Source organism: Neoluteolibacter marinus (genome assembly GCF_014904755.1).
Classification (GTDB): domain Bacteria; phylum Verrucomicrobiota; class Verrucomicrobiia; order Verrucomicrobiales; family Akkermansiaceae; genus Haloferula; species Haloferula marina.
Genome location: NZ_JACZFQ010000300.1, coordinates 1 through 226 on the forward strand (window position 1 = coordinate 1; position 226 = coordinate 226).

The 226-nt window shown below is 62.4% G+C and carries 1 protein-coding gene; it reads left to right on the forward strand.

Going from position 1 to position 226, the window contains the following annotated elements; genetic code table 11:
• Nucleotides 1–226, forward strand: a 226-nt coding sequence (locus IG178_RS24955) for a hypothetical protein (RefSeq protein WP_193215265.1), incomplete at both ends; no start/stop codon positions are given.

Below are 226 nucleotides of genomic sequence, written 5' to 3' on the forward strand. Positions count from 1 at the left end.
GGCCGCCTGGACCTCCTGCTGGAGAACGAGGGCGACATGACGAACAACTACAAGCTCTCCAAGCAGGCCGACACCATCATGCTGGTCTACCTGCTGGGCCCGGAGGGCGTGATCGAGGAGCTCGGGCGCATGGGCTACGAGGTCGACAACGACGTCATCCAGCGCACCGTGGACTACTACATCCAGCGCTCGTCGAACGGGTCGTCTCTGTCCAAGGTAGTCAACG